Source organism: Campylobacter sp. BCW_6889, assembly GCF_001762535.1.
Lineage (GTDB): Bacteria > Campylobacterota > Campylobacteria > Campylobacterales > Campylobacteraceae > Campylobacter_D > Campylobacter_D jejuni.
On sequence record NZ_MJWZ01000007.1, the window covers coordinates 1 to 21,742 of the forward strand.

Here is a 21,742-nt window from a genome sequence, read left to right on the forward strand (position 1 = left end):
TTTAAGATTAAAATTTATACTTAAGTCCTACTTGACCACTTAAGTAAGTTTCATTTTTATTATCTACTTTACCTGCTAGTATTTGTTTAGCACCAAAGCCAAGATTTATACTGAGTTGATTTGTAAAATCTACATTACCCCCTACGATAATTTGTCCGTATGTTTTTTTCTTGTTGTTAGCTTCTACGCTAGTAAAGAAAGCATTATTTACAGCTAGGTTAGCTGTGTAATCATCACCACTATTGATAACAAATTGTTCTATTTTTGGAGTTACAAAAATATAAGAGTTTTCATTCATATATTTTCTAAATTCAGCACCCATTTCAACACTTACAGAATTGTTTTTCATAGAATCAATATCTTTAGCAATAGCACCATTTTCTGTATGAGATGGAGTATAACTAAAATAATAATTTATCCCTGCAAAAGGTTTAATAAATAAAGTATTATCACTAAAGTCAAACACACGACCTACATTAGCACTAAATCCTAAGAATTTGCTTGTATAATCTGAGTTATATGCACCATCTGTTTGAATATTGTCTTGTTTAGTTGGAGAAACTTGAGCATAAGCTTTAAGATTAAGTTCCCATTGTGGAGCTATATTGATAGTAGAATACATACCTAATTGGAAGTTATCGCTTTTTTGTTCTAAATTATTGTCTTTGATTTTAGCATTTGCATAAGTAAAATAAGCACCCCATAAAACATTATCATTAGCTTGTTTATCTACCCCTACGGTAGCACCATACATTGCACCACTATCTCCATCGATAATGTTAGCACCACCAAAAGCATTAGCCCAAATACTATTGGTATATTCATTTACATAGCTTGGTCTCATATCACTATCTAAAGCAGCAAATTTAAGGCCATTCATTTTAGAAGCATAAGTTCCAAAAGGATTGTTTAGCATTGCTACACGAGAACCTATAGAAACATCATTAGAAATATTCATAGTGGTATTTACTGCACTAGAAGCTGAATTGAGATTGGATACAGATTTACCTGTATTGTCTGTGTCTTTTTTGATTTGTAGGGCTAGTTTTACACCTTCTCTACTTGCTAAATCTGCTCCTATACTTCCTAATTGTTCTGTGATAGAACGAAGTGCTAGGATAGAAGCTTTATCATTAGCACTAAGATTTAAATTTAAGTTTTTATTTACTAAATCAACGTATTTTTCATCATCGATTTTACCGCCGTTTTGCATAGCTTCTTGTTGAAGTTTTTCAAGCTCTTCTTTTTGTTTTTCAAGGGCTTCTTTAACTTTTGTCCATTCTTCTTCTTGACTAGGATCAAATTCATTTTTAAGCAATTTATCTATAGCATCTATATCTACTGTGATTTGATTAGTTAAATTTTTAGCCGCTGCAGTAGCACCTCCATTGATCACTAAGCATTTATTGCCACCGCAGTTTTGAACGTTAAGTTTATAATCTACTAAGCCTTTTATTCCATCGCCATATTTCTCTTCATCGCTAATATCTATAACAGCTCCTGTTTCTAATTCATCTTTGCCATGAAGATCAGTTGAAACATAATCATTTAAAATTTTACAAGTAATGCACCTGCATTGTTCTTTGCTTTTAAGATATCTTCATTGAAATTTTAGCTTGACCATCACTACATTATTTGCTTCTAAGTCTGTATAAGAGCGTTTGATAAGTCCAAAATTTGAATTTGTAAGATTTGCAGTTCCATTTACCTTAACAAAATTTCCATAAGTAGCAAAAAGAGTTTCATTAGCGGTAAAATTTCCATTTATAGTTAAGCTATCATTAGCACTTTTTCCTTCTGTTCCATTATAAAGAATTATACCTGAGCTTTTTTTCATCCTCGGTAATGGCTTCACCTCCTAAGCTAGTCATAGTTAAATCTCCATTAATCACCGAAGGCGCAAAAGCTTGTAAAATTATATCTGTTGTTTTAACCTCTTTAGCAGTAGCATTTAAATTTGTTACATAAGCAGGATGGTCGCCATTATTGTGTTTAAAGCTTAAAGTATTGTTTTTACCGATATCAATGTTCAATCGATAATCAGCACTATCAGAGCCATCGCTTGGTAAATCTCCAATGCCCATTTTAATACTTAAATCTTGCCCTTTGTAATTATCAGGATTTTTGAGATTGATATCCTTACCATTTTCTTCAAAATAATTTCCTATATCTGAAGACTCTGTAAGATTGATTTCTTGTGCAAAAGCACCTGAATAAAGCAAAGTTGCTGCACCTAAGCTTAGCAATATCTTGCTCGAAGCATTTTTCTTCATAAGTTTCTCCTTCAATAAATTTAAACTGAAGGAAAAATTATACCCCCCCCCTTTTTTTTTTTAAATAAGCTTAAAAATAAAACTATAAATTTTTAATGAAAAATTATAAAACTTAATATATCAAAGTTTTAAGGGTAATAAATCGATCTTAACTTCATATAAAAAATTCTAAAAATTTGAAATAAACTTATGATTTACTTAAAATTAGCATGATGGTGGAAGCGAGGGGAATCGAACCCCTGTCCAAAAATAATCCCACAAAGACCTCTACATGCTTAGCAAAGATGACTACTTCACCCTACTTCGCTCATCTTCCAAAACTCAAAAGCAAGGCTAAGACTTTATTTCACCTCAACGCTTGTCAAACGCAAGGCTACACTATCAAAAATGACCGAAAATTAAGCTAGATAGTATGACTTAAATTTCAGGCTCGACTGAACTTACGCAGCTTTAGCGTAAGCAGGAGCGAATTTAACGTTGTTTGCGTTTAATTTTATTTGGGCTTTTTACGCTTTGCCCAAAGCGACATGCCATCTAAGCAGACTTACTCCTGTCGAAGCCAAGTCGCTCCCTTATTTAGAAATAATATTTGGAACATTAACAATTAAAGGATTAAAAACCGCTAAAACAGAATCATCATTTTCATATGAACGACAATATTTTTCAAACTGATCACTCATCAAAAGCATCCAATCCGTAAATTCATCACTAGCAGGCCCGTTAAAGCGATTTGCTTGTGCCATCATCTCTTCGCAAAATACGCAAAAATCAGTCACTTCTTCAAGATTTAAGCGTCTTGCTGCCCAAGCGGTATTGTGTGCTAAAGTTTCAAGCTCTTTTATAGCTTCTTTATAACGCACACTATCGCTTCCAAGCTTGATGATTAAAGGTTCAAACCTATCGCACATGGTTCTAAAAAATTGTAAAAATTTTTCTATATCGTCAATTTCATAATCTAATTCTAATTTTGTTAAAATTCCCATTTTTAAACCACAATCATTAAAGTTTAATGTAAATTCTAGCAAATTTTAGCTAAAATCTTATTTTAATTTTTCCAAAATATAAGCAAAGATATGGATAGAATAGTAGAAATAGAAAAATACTCCTTTGATGAAACTTACGAAACTTCGTTGCGTCCTTCAAATTTTGATGGTTATATAGGTCAAGAAAGCATTAAAAAAAATTTAAATGTCTTTATAGCTGCAGCTAAAAAACGCAATGAATGTTTAGATCATATACTTTTTAGCGGTCCTGCAGGACTTGGAAAAACAACACTAGCTAATATCATCTCCTATGAAATGGGTGCAAATATCAAAACAACCGCCGCTCCTATGATAGAAAAAAGCGGAGATTTAGCAGCCATTTTAACCAATCTTAGCGAAGGAGATATACTTTTTATCGATGAAATTCATCGCTTAAGCCCTGCTATCGAAGAAGTGCTTTACCCTGCAATGGAGGATTACCGCCTTGATATTATCATAGGTAGTGGTCCAGCTGCTCAAACCATAAAAATCGATTTGCCAAAATTTACTCTTATAGGGGCTACAACGCGTGCAGGTATGCTTAGCAATCCTTTGCGAGATCGTTTTGGTATGCAATTTAGATTAGAATTTTACAAAGATAGCGAACTTGCTCTCATCTTGCAAAAAGCAGCTTTAAAACTTAATAAAACTTGCGAAGAAAAAGCCGCACTTGAGATCGCTAAAAGAAGTCGTTCAACCCCAAGGATAGCCTTAAGGCTTTTAAAAAGAGTTAGGGATTTTGCCGATGTTAATGATGAAGAGATTATCACAGAAAAAAGAGCTAATGAAGCCTTAAATTCTTTAGGAGTGAATGAGCTTGGTTTTGATGCGATGGATTTAAGATATCTTGAACTTTTAACTGCTGCTAAACAAAAACCTATCGGACTTGCAAGCATTGCTGCAGCTTTAAGTGAAGATGAAAATACCATAGAAGATGTAATCGAGCCTTATTTATTAGCTAATGGCTATATAGAACGCACTGCAAAAGGGCGTATAGCAAGCACAAAAAGCTATAGTGCTTTAAAATTAAACTATGAAAAAACTTTATTTGAGGAGTAAATTTTGCAAAATGGAAAATTCTTTCTTATAAGCTTTATTTTAGTTATTTTATTTCTTTTGCTTTATCTTTTTAAAGGTTTTTTACTTGTGATTATCATAGCTAGTTTAATGGCGGTAGCTACCTCAAACATCAATGCGAAATTTTTAAATCTTACTAAAGGACATAAATTTTTAGCTTCCATTCTTACAACAGCTTGCATGGTTTTGCTTTTCTTTGCACCTTTTGTTTATGCTATGATAGAACTTGCCAAAGCTTTAAAGAATTTTGATATCAATTTAGTCACACAAACACTTGATTATGTCAAAAACTATCAATTTACCTTGCCTGAAAGCTTTAATTTTTTAGAACCTAAAATCAAAGAATTTTTAGCTTCTATAGATTTAAATAGCATTTCTAAACAAATTCTAAGCTATGCTTCAAGTTTTACAAAATCAGGAGCTAAATTTCTTATAGATATGGTTTTAATTTGTGTGTTTTATTTCTTTGCAAATCTATATGGAACAGAACTTGTTATCTATCTTAAATCCATCATTCCTATTGATAAAAAAGAACTCGATGATGTTTTAAGCGAAGTGGGTAATGTTATGGCTGTTGTGCTTTACTCTATGGTAATTGTAGCAATATTTCAAGGTGCACTTTTTGGTTTAATCACAATGTTTTATGGTTATGATGGAATTTTAATGGGAGTAATTTTTGCTGTAAGTTCTCTCATACCTGCTATAGGAGGAGCTTTAATTTATGTGCCTGTAAGTCTTTATGAATTTGCCTCAAACAATCTTAACTCAGCTCTTGCTATTTTTATTTATTCTGTAATTGTAATTTCTTTTATAGCAGATACTTTAATCAAACCTTTAATCATCAAATGGATCAACAAAAAACTTGTAAAAACCCCTACCAAAATCAACGAACTTTTAATTTTCTTGGCCATGATAGCAGGAATTTCAACCTTTGGTTTTTGGGGTATTATACTAGGTCCTGCGATTTTAACTTTTTTTGTATCAACTTTAAGAATGTATGTGATTTTAAAAGATAAGAATTTAATTTAACTTGCCTTAAAAAAGGCAAGTTTTATGTTCTAGGCTTTTGGGCCTATCATTTTAGTAGGATCAACAAATTTATTGAAATCTTCTTCGCTAACCAAACCAAGCTCCATTGCGCTTTCTTTTAAAGAAATACCTTTTTTATGAGCATTTTTGGCTACTTTAGCAGCGTTTTCATAACCTATGTGTGGATTTAGAGCGGTAACTAGCATTAAAGAATTATGAAGATTATGATCGATTTTTGCACGATTTGGTTCTATGCCTACAGCACAATGGATATTGAATGAATGCATAGAATCAGCCAACAAATCAAGACTTTGCAAGAAATTATAAATAATCACAGGCTTAAACACATTAAGTTCAAAATTTCCTTGACTTGCTGCAAATCCAATAGCTGCATCATTTCCCATCACTTGTACAGCAACCATAGTAACAGCTTCGCACTGGGTAGGATTTACCTTACCTGGCATAATCGAACTTCCTGGTTCATTTTCAGGAATGATAAGCTCACCAAGACCACATCTTGGACCCGAAGCTAACCATCTTATATCATTTGCAATTTTCATTAAATTTGCAGCCAAACCTTTCATAGCTCCATGAGTAAAATTGATCGCATCATGACTTGTTAAAGCATGAAATTTATTTGGACTTGAAACAAATTTCGTACCTATAAGTTGAGTTAGTTCTTCACTTACTTTTTGGCTTAATTCTGGATGCGCATTAAGCCCTGTTCCTACTGCGGTTCCTCCTATAGCAAGTTCTCTTAAAGTTGGTAAAGAAGCGATGATTTGCTCTTTTGAATGCAAAAGCATAGAAAGATATCCACTAAATTCTTGTGCTAGAGTAAGTGGCGTAGCATCTTGTAAATGCGTGCGTCCTATCTTGATAATACCATCAAATTCTTTTACTTTTTTTTCAAAAGTTGCAATAAGCTCATCAAGCGCAGGGATGAGCTTTTTCTCTACTTGCTCAACCGCAACAATACTCATAGCAGTTGGAAAAGTATCATTTGAACTTTGACTCATATTAACATGATCATTTGGATGTACAAGCTTTTCTTTTCGAAAATCTCCGCCCATGATTTCAGTGGCACGATTTGCAATAACTTCATTCATATTCATATTGCTTTGCGTACCTGAACCTGTTTGCCAAATCGCAAGTGGAAAATTATCATCAAATTTACCTGCGATAATCTCATCACAAGCTTGAACTATAGCATTTTTTTTAGCATCATCAAGTTTGCCAAGTTTGTTATTGACTAAAGCTAAAGATTTTTTAAGATTTGCAAAAGCATAGATTAAAACCTTTGGCATTTTCTCACAACCGATTTTGAAATTTTCAAAACTTCTTTCAGTTTGCGCTCCCCAATATTTGTCATTTGGGACCTTAACTTCACCCATGGTATCATGTTCAACTCTGTATTCCATAGTGTTTCCTTTCTAGAAATATTGTTAGAATTATTTAAGCAAAAATAAGCATAAAATTAGCTTATAATTTAAAATTTATTTATAATTTTTGAAGTATTTGAAAGTTATGTGCAGTTTCTTTAAACTGCACGGATTATTCGACTGTTACGCTTTTAGCCAAATTTCTTGGCATATCCACATCATTGCCAAGTCTTATAGAAATTTCCATTGCTAAAAGTTGAGTAATTACCATCATTTCAAAAAATTCACACATATAGTGATCTTGCTCATTGGTTTTTATAAAATCATCACTCAAATCAAATTCTAAAGGCGAAATGCTAAGCACTGTAGAATCCCTAGCTATAAGCTCTTCAACATTTGATTTTGTTTTTTCATAAAGCATATGCTTTGGCATTAAAGCTATAGTATAAAGTTTAGAATCAGCCAGAGCAATAGGGCCATGTTTCATCTCTCCTGCAGGATAACCCTCAGCGTGAAGATAAGATAATTCTTTAAGTTTTAAAGCTCCTTCTAAGGCCAAAGGATAAAACACATCTCTACCTATAAAGAAAAAGCCATGTCCATCTAAATAACGCTTGGATAAACGATGAATTTTTTCATGTAAAGCCTGTTTTACACTCACACAATTTGGAGTATGTAAAAGCGCTTTAATTTCAGCAGAAACATTTAAATTTCTTTTTTGTGCCATAAAAATAGCAAGCATCCAAAGTGTTAAAACCTGAGTGGCAAAAGCTTTAGTTGAAGCAACTCCTTTTTCTATGCCCGCACGAGTTAAAAGGCTTAGATGTGCTAAACGCACTATATTAGAATTATCCACATTACAAATTGCAAAAGTCTTAGCACCCTGCTCTTTTGCAATCTTTAAAGCCTCTAAAGTGTCTGCTGTTTCTCCACTTTGAGAAATAACGATAAATAAAGAATCTTTTTTTATAATTGCTTCACGGTATCGAAATTCACTTGCAATTTCTACTTTAGCTTTAACTTTAGCAATTCTTTCAAACAAATAAGCACTTGCCATTGCAGCATGATAGCTTGTTCCACAAGCACAAAGCGTGATTTCATCTACTTGACTTAAATCTTCATTGTTTAGCTCATCAAAAACGACTTCATCGCCTTGAATACGCCCCATTAAAACTTCACTCATCACGCGATTTTGTTCATAAATTTCTTTTTCCATAAAAAAGCGAAAGCCGTCTTTTTTTGCATAAGCCTTATCGCCTGAAAGCTTAGAAAAACAAAGTGATTTTAAAACATCATTTTCATAAACGACAAGCTCATCTTTACTCGCGTATCCCAAGCTTAAATCTTCAAGATACATCACCTCATCACAACTTCCTATCAAAGGTGCATCACCTGAAGAAAAATACCATTCTTTATTTGCATTTTTACCGATAATCAAAGGAGCAGCATTTTTTGCAAAATACACATGATGAGGATCTTTTTTTGTTACTAACAAAGTAGCAAAAGCACCGCGAAGTTCTTTGATGGTTTTTTGCCAAGCTTCAAAAACTCCCAAATTTCTTGCATAAAATTCAAAAAGCTGAACAATAACTTCAGTATCTGTTTGGCTTAAAAAACTCACGCCTTCTTTTTCAAGTTTATCTTTGATTTCTTTATAATTTTCTATAATACCATTGTGAATCACGCAAGAATACTGTCCCAAATGAGGATGTGCGTTGATTTCAGTAGGCTTACCATGAGTTGCCCATCTTGTATGACCTATAGCAAAACCATAACCTTGACTTTCAAAATCCGTGCATTTATTCGCCAAATTTTCAAGTTTTCCTACAGCTTTAAAAAAACTAAGCTCTCCTTCTTGCATCACTGCCATACCCGCACTATCATAGCCACGGTATTCTAATTCTTTAAGTCCATTTAGTATAATTTGTTTTTTTTCATTATTTCCTATATAGCCTACGATTCCACACATTTTTTTACTCACTTATTAATAAATTAACTAACTTTTGCTCGCTATGTTCTAATTTTTCATTCTTTTGAAAAATAAAAATATTACGCGTCCTTTGTCTTATGGTTTGAATTTTTGCTGCACATAAAACAAGTTCAAGTTCATTAAAAACATTCATCAAATACGCCATTAAACCTTGCTGATCTTTGGTATTAAGACCTAATTTGGCATACATTTTAGAATAGTTTAAGTCTAATTTTAACTCATCTTTTTTAATGACTGGCTTTTTAATTTTTTTCAAATTAAAACCAGAAAGATTTGAATTTAAAAGCTCGCAAAGTTTTAGTTTTTGCTCATCACTGATAATATTATCATATTCAAATCTTAAATAAATTTTATCATCAAAAAGTTCAAAAAAATTCATGAAAATAAGATTTAAATTTGTTAAAGAACTTAAAATAATGGCAATATTAAAATGAAGTGGTGCAACAATTTGCAAACTAAGATTTGTTTCATTACTAAACCAAAATTTAAAATCATTTTCTTTGGCTAATTTAGAAATCATAACAATATCTTCAAAAGTATTTTTTATAATAAAAAGATTTGATTTGATATGTATGATTTTATCTTGCAAAATTTCATCTTGCTCTAAAAAAATCTTACTTCTTTTAAGTGTTAATTCTTTTTTTACTCTTCTTGCGCTTTCTTCAAGTAGATTTTCATCTTCAAAACCTTGTTTTGCATTTTCTAAAAGTTTATCAAGAACTCTAAAATAAAAAGCATTGTAATTTAAAGCCTTAGCCTTTAGCCAAGTTAAAGTATATAAAAGCTCTAAATTTTCTAAATTTTCTAATTTAGAAACCAAACTACTTACAACAATAGGATTATATATATCTTCTTTTTCTACAAGATCTTTTAAGGCATTATTGTTTTTAAATATTTTAAGACCCCATTCTAAAATTTCATTCTTTAAATCAAATTTGGAGCAATACGCTCTATATATGCCTGCTAAAGAAATTTCATTTTCACTTTCTATAGCGCTTAAAAGTATCACAAGCTTTAAAATCATTTTTTCATCGGTTTTAAGTTTTTGGAGTATCTCAAGCTCATCTTCGTATTTTTCAAATTCACTTAACATAAGAAAAACTTGCTCATCAAAACTATAATTTCCTTCTTCATCACTTAAAAAACGAACTGTCCAAAAAGGCTTGCATAAATCTTTTAAAATTCCACTATCAAGCAAAAGTTTTAAAACACAAAAACTATGCCTTTTATAAAAAATTTTCTCAAAAAGTATTAAAGCTTTTTCTATATCTTTTTTACCGTATTTCAATCTTCTTAGGGCAAAAACCAAGTTAAGATCGAAAATAACCTCTTTATCTTCAAGTTTTAATAAGTATTCTAAAACTTCTATAAGAGTTTTAAATTTATACTCTTGTTTAGGGGTATGATTTAATCCATCTTGAATTTGCTTTGCTAGAAAGTGTGTATAAAAACCTATAGTATGCATACTTTGCAAAGCCTTTTGAACCAACAACTCATTTGCTCCAAAATGTTTTTTAGCTTTTTTATACATTAATTCACTCAAGTCATGAACATTAATAAGTAAAAACTCATCCTCATCTTTAGCACTTAATAAATTCATCGCTGATTTTAAAGAAAGTAAAAAGTCTCCAGCTAAACGTAACTCGCTTAAATTTTTTTCATCTATAAAATTTAAAGCATAATTTTTTGGAGAAGTCTTAAAAAGAACAAGCAAACCCTCTAAGGATCTTAAATGATTTAATCCGCCAAAATCTTTTAAGATATTAAATTCTTGCTTTATAAATGGAATATCAAATTCTTTAAAATTTTCTAGCAAAAGCTTGGCAAAATCATTTTTATTTTCTTTTAAAATACTCTCAAATTTTGTCTTAATCCCTTTAAATAAAATCCTAGAACCACATATGAAACGAGCTTGTATTATAGAAGTCTTAAGCTCATTGCTAGCATTATAAAGTCCATTAAATTCTAAGACAACCGAATTAATTTGCAAATGCGCATCATTTAAAATTTCGATAAAAGCCTTAATCATAGGTTTTAAATGAAAAGCCTTAATATCTTTATAAACAAAAATCAAAGAAATACTTTCATTAAAACAAAGACTATTGTTTGCATATGCTTTGCTTGCTAAAACACAAAAAGGGATATTATCACTTGGAGGTGAAAAATCATCAAAATAATCTTTAAGAACTATATCATAAGCTTTTTTTATGAAATTATCCATATTTTTAGAATGATATAAGCTAAACGCCCCTTGCTTAAGAAAAAATTTTCTACAACTTTGGGTATAGGAACTAAGATTTTTTTTAAAAATTTCTAATTCTTTATTTAACAAAATTTCCACTCTCTTTAAATTTTAATATTTTAATAATAATCTTAACAAAAATATCTTTTATTTTGGCTTTTTCTATAAACTCTTTTTCAGTAAGCAGAAATTATAATGCTTTATTTAAAAACAGCAAAAGAGTAAAATTAAAATGAAAAATTTAATTACCAAACTAGAAAATGAAGAAAGATTAAACCAAGAAGAAGCCAATGCACTTTGGGATTTAGATCTTTTTACCCTAGGCAAATACGCTCACAAAAAACGCACCAAACTTCATGGAAAAAAAGTTTATTTTAATATTAATCGCCATATCAATCCAACCAATATCTGTGCAGATACCTGTAAATTTTGCGCCTTTTCAGCACACCGAAAAAATCCTAATCCTTATTTGATGACTCATGAAGAAATCATGAAAATTGTTGATGAAACCGTAAAACGAGAAACCAAAGAAGTGCATATCGTTTCAGCCCACAACAAAGATACAACTTGGCAATGGTACTTAGGAATTTTTAAAATGATAAAAGAAAAATATCCCAATCTTCATGTGAAAGCTATGACTGCTGCCGAGATTGATTTTTTACATCGTCGTTTTAAAATGAGCTATGAAGAAGTGATAGAAAAAATGCTTGAATACGGCGTTGATTCCATGCCAGGCGGTGGAGCTGAAATTTTTGATGAAGAAGTGCGTAAGAAAATTTGTCATGGAAAAGTTAGCAGTGAAAATTGGCTTAAAATTCATAAACTTTGGCATGAAAAAGGCAAACAAAGTAATGCTACCATGCTTTTTGGGCATATAGAAGAAAGACATCACAGGATCGATCATATGTTAAGACTGCGTGATCTTCAAGATCAAACCGGTGGATTTAATGCTTTTATCCCTCTAGTTTGGCAAAGGGATAATAGCTTTATACAAACTGATAAAATCATGGATAGTGAAGAAATTTTAAAAACCATTGCCATTGCTCGTTTAGTGCTTGATAATATTAAAAATATCAAAGCTTACTGGGCAACAATGACTTTAAATTTAGCCATGGTAGCACAAGAATTTGGAGCTAATGATTTAGACGGTACCATAGAAAAAGAAAGCATACAAAGTGCAGGTGGTGCAAAGTCCGCCAAAGGCACAAGTTTAAAAACTTTTATCGATATGATAAAAACTTCAAATCTTATTCCTGTAGAACGCGATAGTTTATACAACGATCTAAAAACCTACTAAGGAGAAAAAATGGACTTCTTTAAACTCAAAGAAAACAATACGAGTTTTAAAACTGAAGTTATAGCAGGGCTTACTACTTTTTTGGCTATGGTTTATATTATCCCTGTAAATTCTAGCATAGTAGGAAATACAGGAATGCCCATAGAAGCTTTAATCACCGCAACAGCTTTAATCACCATAGTTGCAAGTGCTTTTAATGCTTTTTTTGCCAATACTCCTGTAGCTATGAGTGTTGGAATGGGTTTAAATGCTTATTTTACCTTTGCGGTTTGTTTAGGTCAAAACATAGCTTGGCAAAGTGCCTTAGGAGCTGTTTTTATTTCAAGTATTATTTTTCTCATACTTTCCTTTACGCATTTTCGCCTTTGGGTAATCCGCAATATCCCAAAAGATTTACGTCTTGCAATTTGTGCCGGTATAGGTTGTTTTATTGCATTTTTAGGCTTAAGTCAAATGGGTGTGATAATGCATAATAAAGATACTTTAGTCAGCATAGGAAATTTCAAAATCCCCCATGTGTTTTTTGGAATTTTTACTCTAGCTTTAATCATCTTTTTTTGGGCTATAAAACTTCGCGGAGCTTTTATTTTGGGGGTATTAGCAAGCTCTATTATCGCTTGGATTTTTCATTTAGATAATGCAAGTTTTCCTGTGCAAATCTTTTCTTTGCCAAATTTTAGCATGGAAAATGGTTTAGGAGCCATCTTTTTACAACTTGATATCAAAAGTGCCTTAAATATTACTATGATACCTATAATTCTTACTTTTTTTATCACTCAACTTTTTGATAGTATAGGAACTATCACAGGTGTGGGTGAAAGAGGAAAGATTTTTAATGATCCCAAAAATGGAGAAAAAAAACTAAGCAAAACCTTAATGGCAGATGCAACAGGATCAGCCTTAGGAGCTATGACAGGTACTTCTACAGTTACTGCTTTTGTAGAAAGCACTACAGGGGTTGAAAGCGGAGGAAGAACGGGGCTTGCAGCTTTAGTTGTAGCTATTTGTTTTGCTTTTACACTTTTTTTACTGCCACTTTTTAAAGCCATTCCTGCAAACGCAATATACCCCGTACTTGTAATGGTTGGAATTTTAATGTTTATGGAAGTTAAAAATATAGATTTTAAAGATAGTGCTATAGCTGTAGCAAGCTTTTTTACTATTATCATGATGCCTTTTACTTACTCCATTACCACAGGTTTTGCTTTTGGTTTTCTTTCTTATTTGCTTGTAAGAATTTTTAAACGCGAATGGGATAAAATCAATCTTGGCATTATAGTTTTAAGTTTATTATCTTTGGGTAATTTTTTACTTATGGCACTACAATAAATTAAGGATATATAATGATATTTTACTCCTATGAAGAATTTAAAGAAGATGTAAAAATTCTTGCTAAAGAAATTAAAAAAGATTTTAACCCCGATGCACTTTTAGCTATAGCAAGAGGAGGGATGAGTTTAGGACACTCTTTAGCAGTGGCTTTAAAAACACGTCAGCTTTTTGCTTTAAACTCAATTCATTACAATAATACAAAAAAACTTGATACTATTGAAATTTTTAACATTCCTGATTTAAGCAAGCACAAAAAAATTCTACTCATTGATGATATAGTAGATAGTGGAGAAAGTTTAGCAGAAATAAAAAAAGTTTTGCTTGAAAAATTTCCTCATATAGAACTTAAAATTGCAACCATTTTTTATAAAAAAACTGCTCTTTTGGAGCCTGATTTTAAAGTAAAAGAGGCTACTGAATGGGTGGATTTTTACTGGGATATAAATCTTGATTAAAAATTTGCTATAATTTTACTTTTAAAATTTTTAGGAGTTTTTGCTTGAGAATAAAATTTATATCTTGTATTTTAATTTTTTTTACTATTTTTGCTTTTGCTAAAGAACAAAATTTAGATGATTTTGAACAAGAATACCAAAACTATCAAGTAAACGATCCGCTTTCAGGATATAACAAAGCTATGACAAGTTTTAATGTGGCTTTGTATGATTATGGTTTGCGTCCCGTTCTTAAGGGCTATAACGCTATCACTCCTGAATTTATAAGATTAGGGGCAAGAAATTTCTTTGATAATTTACTTGCTCCTTTGCGTTTTGTAGGCAATGTTTTGCAGTTTAAATTTGAAGAAGCGGGAGAAGAATTTAAAAGATTTGCTGCCAATACCATTATGGGCTTTGGTGGACTTATGGATGTGGCATCAAAAATGGGTCTTAAAAAACATCCCGCGGACTTAGGAACCGTTTTGGCTCACTGGGGTGTAGGAAGCGGTTTTCATATTGTCTTACCTATACTCGGCCCTAGTAATCTTAGAGATACTCTTGCTTTACCTGCAACTTGGTATGCAAGTTTTACCGCTTACATTGATCCTACTTGGGCAAGTATAGCTATAAGTGCTTATGGATTTGGTAATGAACTTAGTTTTAGACTTGATGAAATTGATGAAATTTATCACAACACGCCTAATTTATATCCATTCTTGCGTGATGCTTACGAGCAAAGACGCAATGAACTTAGCAAATAAAGGAAAATAATGAAAAAAATATTTTTAATCTTGGCTTTATTTTTTAATGCTTTTGCCTTACAACTAGATGAAATTTCTAGTACTATGCAAAAAAACATTGATGCAAGCTTAAAACTTTTACAAGATAGCAAAGAAGACAAAAAACAAGCTGCTGATGGAATTTTTAAACTTTTTGATAGCATAATAGATTATAAACTCATGGCAAAACTCAGTCTTTCGAAAAATTATTCTAAATTAACCCCAAAAGAACAAGAAAAATTTACCACAGCCTTTGAAACAAGTCTTAAAAAAAGTTTTACCGATAAACTCAGTCTTTATAAAGATCAGATTTTAAAGGTCAAAAATGGTGAGTTAAAAAATGAAAAACGCTATTTTTTAACCACTTCTATGATAGTAGATGGGGAAGAAAAAAATATCATTTTCAAATTTTACAATGATAATAACAACTGGCTTATTTATGATGTAGATGTTTTAGGTGTGAGTATAGTACAAACTTATAGATCACAATTTGGAGATATTTTAGCCAACCAAGGCTTTGATGCCCTACTTCAAAAACTTGAAAGTATTGTCATAGAATAATGTTTGCAAAGCTTTTAAAGTTTTTTATTTCTCGTCCAAAAAGTACTTTTTTTGGAACCTTGTTTATATGCCTGTTTTTAAGCTTTTTTGCTTTTAAGCTTAGTGTAGATGCAAGTGCTGAAAGTTTACTTTTAGAAGATGATGCAGATTTAAAAACTTTTAGAGAAATTTCAAAACATTATAAAAGTGATAATTTTTTACTTTTAGCCTTCAAACCCTATGATGAAAAACCTTTTTCAAATGAAAATTTAGCCAAATTAAAAAAACTTCATGAAGAATTAGAAAAAGCCCCTTTAGTAGAACGCGTTTTTAGTATCATCAATGCCCCTTTGCTTCAAAGTTCGCAAAATACGGATTTAAAAGAACTTTTAAAAAATATCCCAAACATAGAAAGCCAAGATATAAACCGCACAAAAGCCCGAAATGAAATTTTAAATAGTCCCTTTTATAAAAATAATATCATCTCAAAAGATGGAAAAGTAACAGGGCTTATTATTTACTTAAAGCCTGATACAGTTTATAATAATCTTATAGAAAAACGCGATCTTGCTACCGATGAAAAAGAAAAAGATCAAATTCGTCTTGCTATAAAAAAACATCAAGACAAGCAAAAAGTTATCACGAAACAAAGTCTAGATACTATTAAAAGCATAGTTCGAAATTATGAAAAAAATAAAGATACGCTCTACCTTGGTGGCGTAAGCATGATCGCTGATGATATGATAGCTTATATAAAATCTGATCTTGTGCTCTATGGTGTTTCTCTTGTATTTTTACTAGGACTTGCACTTTATTATTTTTTCCGTTCATGGCGCTTTGTTTTTTTACCTCTTTTTATTTGTTTTATAAGCTTAAGTGCAGCTAGTGGAGTTTTTGCACTTTTAAATTTTCAAATCACAGTTATTTCATCAAATTATGTTGCTTTGGTTTTAATTATCACCTTAAGTGTAGTTGTTCATTTGATCACGCATTTTATCGAAAGTACCCAAAATCATCCCAAAGCTAAAGTTGAGCGCATAGTGCTTGAAACCTTACTAGCCAAAGCAAATCCTAGCCTTTATGCCATTGTTACAACGATGATAGGATTTTTTTCTTTAATGCTTTCAAATATCGAACCTATCATAAAACTTGGTATTATGATGAGTATAGGTATAGGTTTAGCTCTTATCTTTAGTTATTTATTTTTAGCAAGTATCTTGGTTCTTTTAAAACCAAAAAATTATCATAAAAAAGAGTTTAAATTTAATCTTTTAGCCTTTTGTGCTAAAACCGCTCTTGATCCTAAAAAGCGTCACATGATTTATGGAATTTCAGTTCTTGCTATAATCTTAGCTTTAATAGGCATTTCAAAACTCAGAGTTGAAAATTCTTTTGTCAATTATTTCAAAGATGGCAGTGAAATCAAAAAAGGACTTTTGGTTATTGATAAAAATCTAGGTGGAACCTTGCCTTTAGAAGTCATCATTCGTTTTCCAAATAATAAAAACGATCAAAATACAAGCAATACTCTTGATAGTTTTGAAAGCGAATTTGAAAATTTAGCCACACAAGAAACTTATTGGTTTGACTCTAAAAAAACACGCATTGCAAAAAAAGTTCATGAATTTTTAGAAAACAAAGAATTTGTAGGCTCGGTTTTAAGTCTTAATAGTCTTTTAACCCTAGGGAAAAATATCAACGATGGAAAAGAGTTAGATGATTTTGCTCTTGCATTTTTAAATGAGAATTTACCTGCTAAATTTAAACAAGACTTGCTTTCACCTTTTGTAAGTATAGAGAATAACGAGTTAAGATTTAGTATGCGTATTGTTGATTCTGATCCGAATTTAAGACGTAATAAGTTTTTAATAGATCTTAAAAAACAGCTTAACGAGCTTGTAAAAAACGATGGAGTAGAAGTTCAAATCACAGGCATAATGGTGCTTTATAATAATATGCTCCAAAGTCTTTTTTCATCGCAATTTGATACTCTTATATTTGTAATTTTAGCTATTTTTATACTTTTTATCATTGTTTTTAGAGATTTAAAATTTTCAGTTGCGGCTATATTCGTAAATGTTATTCCTTTAAGTGTAGTTTTTGCTCTTATGGGACTTTTAGGTATTCCTTTGGATATGATGAGTATTACTATAGCTGCTATTGCTATAGGTATAGGCGTTGATGATGCTATACATTATATTTATCGTTTTAGAGAAGAAATTAAAAACAAAAGCCTAGAAGAAGCCATTATGATTTCTCACCTTAGTATAGGTTCGGCACTTTATTATACCACAATTAGCATAGTTTTAGGTTTTAGTGTTATGATGAGTAGTAATTTCATTCCAACGATTTATTTTGGAATTTTAACCGTTTTTGTAATGATTTTGCTTTTAAGTGGAAGTTTGTTCTTATTACCAAGCTTTTTAATCACTATTTATTCTAAGAAAACCAAGTTTCCAAACCAACATAAAGAGCATATATTAAAACAATAATAGCTATATATTTTAAAAAAATTTTCATTTTTATCCTTTATTTAAAATCTTTAAAATGATTTTTGCAAGCTCTAAAGCTTTAAAACGATGAGAGATATTATTCTTCTCATCCACACTAAGCTGGGCTAAGGTTTTATCAAAACCCTTTGGAATAAAAAGGCTATCATAACCAAAACCATTTTCACCTTTTTCTGTATCTATTACTTTTCCATGCATGGTTCCATGCGTACTAAATTCCCCCATCAAACCTACCATAGCAATAGCAGCAACATAATGCGCCTTACTTTGTTTAAAACCTTTTTTTATCATTTCATTGACAAGTTTATCACGGTTACTTTTATCATCGCCCTTACCGCTAAATCGAGCAGAATAAATTCCTGGATTTCCTTCTAAAACATCTACACAAATGCCACTATCATCACTTAAAGCGATAAAATCTTTTTTTTGTTTTTCATCTAAAGCATTAAAAACTGCTCTTGCTTTAATCAAAGCATTTTCTTTAAAAGTTTTTCCATTTTCTTCAATCTCAAAAGGCGTTAAAACTTCATCAAAAGCATAAATTTCAAAATCTTTTAAAATTTCTTTAAGTTCTAAAACCTTATGCATATTGCTCGTAGCTAGGATAATCTTCATAACAAAAGCTCCAAAATAATATCAAAAACAAAAATATGATTTTATAAAATTTATCCTTGTGCGTAGCTTTTAAATATCAAATGATAAAACGATGTTAATCAATGCTTAATCCATTTCATAGTAAAATTATCCTAATTTAAATTTCAAATTTAATAGGAAATTGATAATGCTAAATAATGTCTTACCCTTATCTTTCATAGTTGGAACAAGATTTTTTGGGCTTTTTATAGTTTTGCCAGTTTTAAGTCTTTATGCTTTAAAACTTGAAGGCGCTAATGAATTTTTAGTGGGACTTTTAGTTGGTGTTTATGCCTTAACCCAAATGATTTTACAAATGCCTTTTGGAATTTTAAGTGATAAAATTGGTCGTAAAAAAACCATGCTCATTGGACTGATTATTTTTATAATAGGCTCTTTAATCTGCTCTTTTTCAGAAAATATCTACATCATGCTTTTAGGAAGAATGCTCCAAGGTGCAGGAGCTATTGGAGCAGTAGCTACGGCAATGATAAGTGATTTTATCACAGAAGAAAATCGTGGTAAAGCCATGGCGGTAATGGGTTCTTTTATAGGACTTAGTTTCGCAGCTTCTATGGTGATCTCTCCTTTAATGAGTGCAAAATGGGGTTTATCTAGCCTTTTTGATCTTAGTGCGGCTTTGTCTCTTTTATGTATAATTTTGCTTTATACCGTTGTACCTAAAGAAAATAAAATCACTCATGAAAATGAAAAAACTCCTTTTTTTCATCTTATTAAACAAAAAAATTTAGCCCTTATGAATCTTACTAATTTCATGCAAAAAATGCTTATGAGTATAGCATTTTTAAGTATTCCTATTATCCTAGTAAAACATTTAGGCTTTGCTTCTGATAAACTTTGGATTGTTTATAGCGCTTCTATGATAGCAGGTTTTATCGCTATGGGCTTTGCTGGAAGTTTAGGCGAAAAAAGAGGTTTAGCTAAACAAATTTTACTCTTAGGAATTGTTTTTTTCATACTTTCTTATCTTTTTTTTACTTTTAGTAATTCTATAGATTTTTTTATCATAGCGGTTGTGATTTTTTTTATAGGTTTTAATTTACACGAACCTATTATGCAAAGTTGCGCATCAAAATTTTGTAAAGTTCATGAAAAAGGTGCAGCATTAGGGTTGTTTAATGCTTTTGGATATGGTGGAAGTTTTATAGGTGGTATTATCGGAGGGATATTTTTACATCTAGATGCCTTAAATCTTTTGGCTATTATTTTAGTGGTTTTAGCTCTAATTTGGCTTGTGGCATTATTTTTCTTAAAAAATCCAGCTGATTTTAAAAACCTTTATCTACCTTTAGAAACACCTTTAAATTTCAGTACTTTTAGCGAAAATTTAGGAGTTGTAGATATTTATAAAAACTCTAAAAATCTTGTTGTTAAATTTGATAGCAAACTTACAAATAAAGAAGAATTAGAAGGCAAAATTAAGATCTAAATCTAATTTTGCCCCGCAAAACCCATTGCTTTTATCATCACTTTTGCCTTGCAATCTGCACAACAATAAAGTGTTTTGATTTTATTCTCATCATTACCAAATTTAGGTTTCATTAAATTGGCTATTTTTTCTACAGCTTTTTTGGTGGCAAATTCTTTACCACATTCTATACAGGCAAAAAGCTCATCTTTTGCCATGGTTTGATATTCAAAATAAGAAGCTCTAAACTCCATTCCACTACGAAGTAATTTTAAAGTATCTTTTTCAGCACAACTTAACTCACAATACCCACAAGTCGTGCAAAGAGAAGCATTAAATTTCAAAGCATTTTCTTGTTTGTCAGCGATTAAAGCTCCTACATTACAGGCACCCACACAAGAAAGACAAAGCGTACAGGTGTTAGGATTAATTTCTATCTTACCATAACGCAACCATTCGCCACTTTCTATACCGCCAAAATCTTCATTTTTTATCATTTCTTGCATTCTTTTGGCAAAATTTTCTCTTGTAGTTAAGGTGTTGTTATGAAAATCATATTTTAAATCTTGTATGAATTCTTGCTCTTTTAAAACATTTTGCAATTCTTTTTCATCTTTGGCAACAAAAATAGCTTTTTTTTGAAATTTTCTCTCAAAAAAAGTATTTAAAAGTACAATAGCCTCATTGCTACCACGAGATACAAAGTCCGTATAAAAAACCAAATTTGCTCCACTATTTTGCAAAAGTGTTAAAAAATGCATAGAAGAAAGCCACTTTTCACCCTCTATCATAAAGGGTAAAACATCTTTTGGTAAAGCAAGATTTAAATTTTCTAAAGACATTTTTTTAGGAATGATTAAAATTTTTTTATCTTTATAAAACTCACAAAGGGTAAAAAAACTTTCTCTTGGCATGGGAGCATAATCAAGTGATCCACTAGGACATACACTAATACATCCTCCACAACCCAAACAATCCACTTGAGAAAATTCTAAATGCTTTTTTTCATCATCTTTTAAAATCGCCACAGTAGGACAAATTTCAGCACATTTTGCACAATGCTCACTGCGTCTTTCGTGGTATTGACACACGCTAGCATTATAGCTAATATAAGTTTTATAATGATATTTTGGACTTTTGCTTTGCAAAAACTCTAACAATACTTCAAGATTTTCAAAATTTAAAAGATTATAACATCCACTTTGTCTTGTAAAATCTTTACGCACAACGCTTAAATCCTCAGCTTTAAAAAGTAAAAAATCAAAATCTATTTCCACTTCTTCGCCTTGATTTTTAACCACAGTACAAAGTTCCCCTACACTTCCAAAAACAGCTAAAATTTCTGCACTGCTTAAAGCAATAACCTTAAATCCATGTTCTTTTAAAAACTCTACGGTTTGAGTATCGCTATCTACTAAAATCAAACGATTTTTCACTTCTTTGCTTTGTTCCAAATCAAGCCCTAAGTCATAAACGCTAGCTCTTGCTTCATAAAGCGTTAAAACATTTTTACTTTGCTCTAAAATTTCATCTTGAGAATTTTTAAGATAAAAATTAATCTCAGGGGCATAAATTTGTGCTTTTTGATTTTTATCATTGCAAACTAATGCTTCTTTATCATTTGCCTGATCTAAAATTTCAATAGCATCAGGCAAAGGGATTAAAACATCATTTTTTATATAAACAAAATCTTGCATCATCTTCCTTAATCTCTTTAAAACATCATTTTATAAATTCTATGTTAAAATAACCAAATATTTTCTTAAGGCT

The 21,742-nt window shown here is 31.0% G+C and carries 17 protein-coding genes, 1 other RNA gene and 1 pseudogene; 9 read left to right on the forward strand and 10 right to left on the reverse strand.

Translation table 11 applies throughout. The annotated features are described in order from the left end of the window. Positions 1-7: 7 nt before the first annotated feature. The 5 genes and pseudogenes from AJ939_RS11285 to AJ939_RS00585 form a co-directional block, all read right to left on the reverse strand. Positions 8-1,480 (reverse strand): annotated as a pseudogene (locus tag AJ939_RS11285) (autotransporter outer membrane beta-barrel domain-containing protein); the annotation flags it as partial. Between the two features lie 120 nt (positions 1,481-1,600). After that, complete coding sequence (locus tag AJ939_RS11290; RefSeq protein WP_250578761.1) at positions 1,601-1,837, reverse strand: hypothetical protein; 237 nt, start codon at positions 1,835-1,837, stop codon at positions 1,601-1,603. Further along, positions 1,806-2,273 (reverse strand): C4-dicarboxylate ABC transporter, encoded by a 468-nt coding sequence (locus tag AJ939_RS11295; protein WP_070274168.1) that lies wholly within the window; start codon positions 2,271-2,273, stop codon positions 1,806-1,808. Before AJ939_RS11295 ends, AJ939_RS11290 begins: the two co-directional genes overlap by 32 nt. A 213-nt stretch (positions 2,274-2,486) precedes the next feature. Then, positions 2,487-2,845: a transfer-messenger RNA gene (gene ssrA / locus AJ939_RS00580) on the reverse strand. Continuing rightward, a complete protein-coding gene (locus AJ939_RS00585; RefSeq protein WP_002783915.1) occupies positions 2,846-3,256 on the reverse strand; it encodes a hypothetical protein in 411 nt (136 codons plus the stop codon). 90 nt (positions 3,257-3,346) lie between these two features. On the opposite strand from AJ939_RS00585, the gene ruvB reads away from it, so the two are divergent. Both ruvB and AJ939_RS00595 read left to right on the forward strand, forming a co-directional pair. After that, on the forward strand, positions 3,347-4,354 hold the full coding sequence (gene ruvB, locus AJ939_RS00590) for a Holliday junction branch migration DNA helicase RuvB (protein WP_002862037.1): 1,008 nt from the start codon (positions 3,347-3,349) through the stop codon (positions 4,352-4,354). Positions 4,355-4,357: 3 nt separating this feature from the next. After that, the gene (locus tag AJ939_RS00595) at positions 4,358-5,401 is read left to right on the forward strand and encodes an AI-2E family transporter (protein ID WP_061210703.1); all 1,044 of its coding nucleotides are present in this window, start codon (positions 4,358-4,360) and stop codon (positions 5,399-5,401) included. A gap of 29 nt (positions 5,402-5,430) precedes the next feature. On the opposite strand, the gene fumC is transcribed toward AJ939_RS00595, so the two are convergent. From fumC to AJ939_RS00610, 3 genes are all read right to left on the reverse strand, one after another. After that, positions 5,431-6,822 (reverse strand): class II fumarate hydratase, encoded by a 1,392-nt coding sequence (gene fumC, locus AJ939_RS00600; RefSeq protein WP_002854099.1) that lies wholly within the window; start codon positions 6,820-6,822, stop codon positions 5,431-5,433. Positions 6,823-6,955: 133 nt separating this feature from the next. Then, positions 6,956-8,752 carry a glutamine--fructose-6-phosphate transaminase (isomerizing) gene (glmS, locus tag AJ939_RS00605; protein WP_070275966.1) on the reverse strand — a complete coding sequence of 599 codons (1,797 nt, stop codon included), beginning with the start codon at positions 8,750-8,752 and terminating at the stop codon, positions 6,956-6,958. Between the two features lie 4 nt (positions 8,753-8,756). Next, the gene (locus AJ939_RS00610) at positions 8,757-11,105 is read right to left on the reverse strand and encodes a nucleotidyltransferase (protein WP_070275967.1); all 2,349 of its coding nucleotides are present in this window, start codon (positions 11,103-11,105) and stop codon (positions 8,757-8,759) included. Positions 11,106-11,247: 142 nt separating this feature from the next. On the opposite strand from AJ939_RS00610, the gene mqnE reads away from it, so the two are divergent. Genes mqnE through AJ939_RS00640 form a run of 6 tightly spaced genes read left to right on the forward strand, consistent with a single transcriptional unit; the run spans position 11,248 to position 17,892 of the window. Further along, complete coding sequence (mqnE, locus tag AJ939_RS00615) at positions 11,248-12,312, forward strand: aminofutalosine synthase MqnE (protein ID WP_070275968.1); 1,065 nt, start codon at positions 11,248-11,250, stop codon at positions 12,310-12,312. 9 nt (positions 12,313-12,321) lie between these two features. Then, positions 12,322-13,641: an NCS2 family permease gene (locus tag AJ939_RS00620; RefSeq protein WP_070274863.1), complete on the forward strand. Its 1,320-nt coding sequence runs from the start codon at positions 12,322-12,324 to the stop codon at positions 13,639-13,641. Positions 13,642-13,655: 14 nt separating this feature from the next. Then, complete coding sequence (locus AJ939_RS00625; RefSeq protein WP_070275969.1) at positions 13,656-14,099, forward strand: phosphoribosyltransferase; 444 nt, start codon at positions 13,656-13,658, stop codon at positions 14,097-14,099. A 44-nt stretch (positions 14,100-14,143) separates the two neighbouring features. Then, positions 14,144-14,842, forward strand: coding sequence for a VacJ family lipoprotein (locus tag AJ939_RS00630; protein WP_070274864.1), 699 nt, complete (start codon positions 14,144-14,146; stop codon positions 14,840-14,842). A 9-nt stretch (positions 14,843-14,851) separates the two neighbouring features. Then, positions 14,852-15,421: an ABC transporter substrate-binding protein gene (locus AJ939_RS00635; RefSeq protein WP_044794245.1), complete on the forward strand. Its 570-nt coding sequence runs from the start codon at positions 14,852-14,854 to the stop codon at positions 15,419-15,421. Further along, complete coding sequence (locus AJ939_RS00640) at positions 15,421-17,892, forward strand: efflux RND transporter permease subunit (protein ID WP_070275970.1); 2,472 nt, start codon at positions 15,421-15,423, stop codon at positions 17,890-17,892. The genes AJ939_RS00635 and AJ939_RS00640 overlap by 1 nt, the downstream gene beginning before the upstream one ends. Before the next feature lie 30 nt (positions 17,893-17,922). Here the strand turns inward: AJ939_RS00640 and rdgB are convergent, their stop codons facing one another. Beyond that, a complete protein-coding gene (rdgB, locus tag AJ939_RS00645; protein WP_070275971.1) occupies positions 17,923-18,525 on the reverse strand; it encodes an RdgB/HAM1 family non-canonical purine NTP pyrophosphatase in 603 nt (200 codons plus the stop codon). A gap of 166 nt (positions 18,526-18,691) precedes the next feature. Between rdgB and AJ939_RS00650 the strand changes: the two genes are divergently transcribed. Next, on the forward strand, positions 18,692-19,993 hold the full coding sequence (locus AJ939_RS00650; protein WP_052858245.1) for an MFS transporter: 1,302 nt from the start codon (positions 18,692-18,694) through the stop codon (positions 19,991-19,993). A 2-nt stretch (positions 19,994-19,995) separates the two neighbouring features. On the opposite strand, the gene AJ939_RS00655 is transcribed toward AJ939_RS00650, so the two are convergent. Further along, entirely contained in the window at positions 19,996-21,669 is a 1,674-nt protein-coding gene (locus AJ939_RS00655) for a 4Fe-4S dicluster domain-containing protein (protein WP_070275972.1), read from the reverse strand. Positions 21,670-21,742 lie beyond the last annotated feature (73 nt).